This window comes from Mesorhizobium sp. M8A.F.Ca.ET.021.01.1.1, assembly GCF_003998025.1.
Classification (GTDB): Bacteria; Pseudomonadota; Alphaproteobacteria; order Rhizobiales; family Rhizobiaceae; genus Mesorhizobium.
In genome coordinates this window covers 1-5348 of sequence record NZ_RZSJ01000438.1, presented here as the reverse complement: position 1 = coordinate 5348, position 5348 = coordinate 1, and the positions used below count along the sequence as shown (strand labels likewise).

The following is a 5348-nucleotide window of genomic DNA, read 5'->3' as shown; positions in this document are numbered from 1 at the left end:
CACGGCACTGGCCAAGGCCATCGACCGCAAGGCGATCGTCGAAGCGGTCTATGCCGGCGCCGGCATAGACCGCTTCGACGATCGCCTTGCGGTCGATGGCCTTGGCCAGTGCCGTGCGCACGCGCACGTCGCCCAGCGGCTGGTGTTCGACGTTGAAGCCGAGGATGCCGATGTTCTGGCCCTTGAGATCGAGCACCGTGATGTCGGGGTCGCCGCGCAATTCGGCGACCGCGCTTGGCGGCGGCGGCGCGGCGACCTGGCATTCATTGGCCTTGATGCGCTCGACGCGGGTGGTCGGCTCGGGCGTGACGGCGAAGACCAGCGTGTCGATCTTCGGCGCGCCGCGCCAGTAATCCTTGTTGGCGGCGTAGCGGACCTGGCTGTCGGGAACATAGGCCTGAAGCACGAACGGGCCGGTGCCGACCGGCATGCTGTCGATCAGTTCGGGCGTGCCGGCCGCGACCATCTTTTGCGTCTGCTCCAGCGACAGGATGGAGAGATAGTCGAGCGCCAGCCCGGCCAGGAAGGTGACGTTGGGAGCGGTCAGCGTGAAGCGCACCGTGTGATCGTCGACCTTGTCTATCTTGTCGATCAGCGTGCCCATGCCCAGTGCGTTGAAGTACTCGTAAGCGCCGCCGCCGAGCTTGTGATAGGGATTGTCGGCGTCGCGCTGGCGGTTGAAGGTGTAGAGCACGTCGTCGGCGTCGAAATCGCGCGTCGGGGTGAAATGCTCGTTCGACTGGAATTTCACGCCGTGCCTGAGATGGAAGGTGTAGGTCTTGCCGTCCGGCGAGACGTCCCAGCTTTCGGCCAGCGCCGGCCCGACCTCCGTCGTGCCCGGCTTGAACTCGACCAGCCGGTTGAAGATCGTCTTGGCGGCGGCGTCCATGGTGGAATCGGCGATGCCGATGGCCGGGTTGAAGGTCTCGGGGTTTGCCTCCGAGCAATAGACCAGCGTCTTGGCATAGGCCTGCCCGCCGAGAAGGACGGACGAGGCCAGAAGGGACGAAACCAGAAGGGATTTGACCATAAGAGACTTGGCAAGCACTGTGCGCAGAACGGTGGATTTCATCGCAAACGCTCCTGATGACACTTTACGGGTTGAGGGAAGGGCCTGAATTTCATGGCGCCGCCGCCGGGGCGAGGAAGCGGTCGGGCGCCAGCGCCGCCGCAGTGACGCCGAGCGCGGTGACATCCTCCGGCAAGGACTGACCGCGCATCAGCGCCGCGCCCAGCCTGGCCAGCGTCAGCGACACCTGGAAACCATAGCCGCCCTGGCCGCCGAGCCAGAAGAAGCCGGGCAGGCGCGGGTCGAAGCCGGCGACCGGCGACCGGTCGGGCGCGAAGGTGCGCAGGCCAGCCCATGGCGTCGAGGGACGGCCGATGCGCATCGACGTCGCCTGCTCGATGCGGTCGACGGCGATGGCGACGTCGATGTCTTCGGGGTAGGCGTCGCAAGGTTCGGAATCCGTCTCGTCGGCGAGCGAGCCGATCAGCCTGCCGGCATCGGGCTTGAAGTAGAACTGTTCGTGCAGGTCGACCACCAGCGGCCAGCCGGCAATGTCCATGCCGGCGGGCGGATCGAACAGGAATGCGGTGCGCCGTTTCGGCTGGAAGCCGAGGCCCGGCAGCCCCGCCAGGCCGGCGACGACATCGACCCAGGCGCCGGCGGCGTTGACGACGATGTCGGCCCCATAGGCACCGGCGCTTGTTTCGACCCGAAAAGCGCTGCCGTCAGGCGAGATGGCGCGGACTTCCTCGCCGGTGCGGATGATGCCGCCGGCTGCCTTAAGCGCCGAGGCGCTTGATCCCAGCATCTTGCCCGTGTCGACATCCACCGCGTCCGGTTCATAGACGCCGCCGCAGGTGGCTTCAGTGGCAATGACCGGGACCAGCGTGTGAAGCTCGGCCGCCGACAGGCGGCGCACGCTGGGCACCAGCGCCTGCAATTCGCCGGCCAGCCGGTCTATTGCCGCATCGTCGCCGCGCCAGCCGACATGCAGGGCGCCACGCCGGTGGGCGACGAAGCCGCCCTCGACGATGGCCTGCCGGCTGGCCAGCGTCAGCCCGCGCACCAGGCGGTTGCCGTAGGTCTCGGTGAACAGGGCGGCGGAGCGGCCGCTGGCATGGTAGCCGAGATGCGGCTCCCGCTCGATGACGGTGACTTCGGCCGTGTCCGCCATTTCGGCGGCCAGCGAGAGGCCGGCGATGCCGCCGCCGATAATGACGATCTTCCCAGGAGAATTCGATTGCATCCGTCAGTCGTAAAAATAATTTCGTATCCAGTCAATATTTAGCGTATAAGAAAATTGTTGGCGTTGTTGATGACGGCGGGGAGTTCGACTACCTAGGGTGGACAAGCGGCCGGATCGCCGCGCCATGGAGCTGACAATGTCGGAGCAACCGAACCTCGGTGATTGTCTGCGTGCCCTGAGAAAGACGCATGGCTGGACCTTGCAGGAGGTCAGCTCTCTTACCGGCGTCGCGGTGTCGACGCTGTCCAAGGTCGAGAACGACCAGATGTCGCTGAGCTACGACAAGCTCTTGCAGATCTGCGAGGGGCTTGGCATCCATGTGACGGAGTTGCTCAGCGGCGATCGCAAGCAGCCGGCGGCGCGCACCCGCCGCTCGGTGACCTCGCAGTCCAACACGCTGCGCCAGCTGACCCGCAACTACGACTACCGGTATCTGGCCACCGACCTGGTGCGCAAGCGCATGGTGCCGATCCACGCCTATGCGCGCGCCCGAACGCCCGAAGAGTTCGGCCCGCTGACCAGGCACGCCGGCGAGGAATTCCTGATCGTGCTCAAGGGCGAGATCGAGTTGCATACCGACCAGTACGCGCCGGTGCGGCTGAAGGCGGGCGAGAGCGTCTACATCGATTCCACCATGGGCCATGCCTACCTCTCGGTCGGCGAGGGCGACGCCGAGATGCTGTGCGTCTGCTCCGGCGACGAACCCGATATGGAAGGCACGCTGCTCTCCGTGCTGGAGACGGTGGAGGGGTAGGGGGCGATTGGCCGCGTCGGTTGCAATCGGCTGATGTCGGCGCTGCCCCTCACCTGCCTGCCGGCATCCTCTCCCCGTAAAGTGACGGGGAGAGGGGGGCTGTGGCGGATGATTTCGCCAATCCCCAACGTCGCAAGTAAGGGCGCCGGCGTTGCGACCGGCTTCTTTCCCCCGTCACTATACGGCGAGAAATGCCCGGCAGGGCAATGAGGGCAGCGCCACCCGCCCAAGTTTTTTGCAGATCGATTCAGTCTTTCTGGTTCGAACTGCCTGGCGAAACCGGCTATAGGACCGCTGAAACCGCGACTCCCGCCAACCCAAAAAGGAAAATCCATGAGCTCAGAAAAGACAGCCGTCATCGTTGCCGGCGGCAGCGGCATGGGGGCGGCGGCGGCCAAGCGGCTGGCGGCGGACGGGTTCAAGGTCGCCATACTGTCCTCGTCGGGCAAGGGCGAGGCTCTGGCCAAGGAGCTTGGCGGCATCGGTGTCACCGGCTCCAACCAGTCGAATGACGACCTGCAGCGGCTCGCCGACCTGACGCTCGAGCGCTATGGCCGCATCGACGTGCTGGTCAACAGTGGCGGCCATGGGCCGCGCGCACCGATCCTTGAGATCACGGACGAGCAGTGGCACACCGGCATGGACGTCTACCTGATGAACGTCATCCGGCCGGTGCGCATCGTGGCGCCGCAGATGATCAAGCAGAAGGGCGGCGCCATCATCAACATCTCGACGGCGTGGGTGGCAGAGCCGAACGCGATGTTCCCGACCTCGGCCGTGTTCCGCGCCGGCCTTGCCGCCTACACCAAGATTTTTTCCAACACCTATGCATCGGACAATGTGCGCATGAACAATGTGCTGCCCGGCTGGATCGACAGCCTTCCAGCGACCGAAGAGCGCCGCGACAACGTGCCGATGCAACGCTACGGCACATCGGAGGAGATCGCCGCGACCATCGCTTTCCTGGCGTCGGAAGGGGCGGGCTATATTACGGGGCAGAGTATCCGCGTGGATGGGGGCGTTATCCGGGCGCTGTGACATATTAAGGGGCGTCGTGTTCCTTCGCGCGCCCCTCTGTCCTGCCGGACATCTCCCCTACAAGGGGGGAGATTGCAGTGTTGGCGCCCCCGCGCCCTTTTTTGGAACGTTGAAACAATGGGCGAGAGCCGCAATCAAAGCTGATCTCCCCCCTCGTGGGGGAGATGTCCGGCAGGACAGAGGGGGGCGCTGTCCCGCCGCGTCTCAGGTTATTTCGCTGCCACCTGGTCTGCATCCGTCAGCGTCTGCAGGAACGCGACAATGTCGTCTATCTCGGCATCCGTCAGCGCCGGCTTGCCGCCAGGTCTCCTGCCGCCGAAGGGCGGGTCCTGATTCAAGTTCGGCCAGTAAGCCTTTGGCAGGTCGTCATATTTCCTCACCGTGCCGTCGGCATTCTTGGGATACCAGCGGCCGGGATCGGTATCGCGGCTGGCGTAGAAGGCGACCGCGTCGCGCAAGGTGTGTAACTCGCCATTGTGGAAGAAGCTCTTGCGCAGCGCGACGTTGCGCAGCGTCGGCGTCTTGAACAGGCCGCAATAGTCGGTGCGGCCGCGAAAATCAGTGCGCAGCGGGCCGCACAGGCCGAGATCGGCATAGGCTGGGTCGGTGTTGGCCGTGATTGCCGGGTTGCGCGGTACGGCGATGGCGATCAGGCCGAAATCGGTGAATTGCGGCGGCTCGCCGTCATTGGCGGGTTCGCTGAGGTGGCAACTGGCGCAATTGCCTTTCGCCTCGTCCTCGAACAGTTGGCGGCCATGCAGCTCCTGGGCCGACAATGTCGCCTTGCCGGCGAGGAAGGCATCATAGCGGCTGGAATAGGGATAGAAAACGGCGGCGCTCTGCTCGAACGTGCCGAGCGCCTCGGCGGCGGCGTCGAAGGCGTCGCCCGGGCGGTCGAAGACGTCCTGCCCGAACACCGCCTTGAACTCGTCGGCATAGGCCGACTTGCGCAAGGCGGCGGTGACCGCCCCGGCACCCTTGTTGGCCATCTCGAAGGGCGAGAGCAGGGGGATTTTCGCCTGGTCCTTGCCGTGGTCGGCGCGGCCGTCCCAGGTCAGGCCGCCGGTCGGACCGTTGTCGACGCTTTCGTCGCCCTCGTCCTCGGAATCATGGAAATGCTCGGTGAAGGCGGGCGCGGCCTGGAGATAACGCAGCGATGGCACGGCGCGCACGCCGGGCTGGTCGAGGTTTGGCCCGCCCATTTCGACCGGCGTGGCCGAGGCCGGCCCGAAAGCATGGCTAGGATCATGACAGGACGAGCAGGCCTGCTTGCCCGAGGCCGAGAGCGAGGGGTCGAAGAA

General features: G+C 65.4%; 5 protein-coding genes. 2 read left to right on the top strand and 3 right to left on the bottom strand.

Features of this window, described 5'->3' with window-relative positions:
- Together EOA36_RS26340 and EOA36_RS26335 are read right to left on the bottom strand one after the other, a co-directional pair.
- Positions 1 to 1072: ABC transporter substrate-binding protein (locus tag EOA36_RS26340; RefSeq protein ID WP_245464473.1), on the bottom strand; the 1072-nt coding region annotated here is incomplete at its 3' end.
- A 49-nt stretch (positions 1073 to 1121) separates the two neighbouring features.
- A complete protein-coding gene (locus EOA36_RS26335; protein ID WP_127280051.1) occupies positions 1122 to 2255 on the bottom strand; it encodes an FAD-binding oxidoreductase in 1134 nt (377 codons plus the stop codon).
- A gap of 136 nt (positions 2256 to 2391) precedes the next feature.
- Between EOA36_RS26335 and EOA36_RS26330 the strand changes: the two genes are divergently transcribed.
- Positions 2392 to 3009 carry an XRE family transcriptional regulator gene (locus EOA36_RS26330; protein WP_127280050.1) on the top strand — a complete coding sequence of 206 codons (618 nt, stop codon included), beginning with the start codon at positions 2392 to 2394 and terminating at the stop codon, positions 3007 to 3009.
- Positions 3010 to 3342: 333 nt separating this feature from the next.
- Positions 3343 to 4047 carry an SDR family oxidoreductase gene (locus EOA36_RS26325; protein WP_127280049.1) on the top strand — a complete coding sequence of 235 codons (705 nt, stop codon included), beginning with the start codon at positions 3343 to 3345 and terminating at the stop codon, positions 4045 to 4047.
- 209 nt (positions 4048 to 4256) lie between these two features.
- Here the strand turns inward: EOA36_RS26325 and EOA36_RS26315 are convergent.
- Positions 4257 to 5348 (bottom strand): cytochrome-c peroxidase (locus EOA36_RS26315; protein WP_145969315.1); only part of this gene is annotated, 1092 nt, incomplete at its 5' end.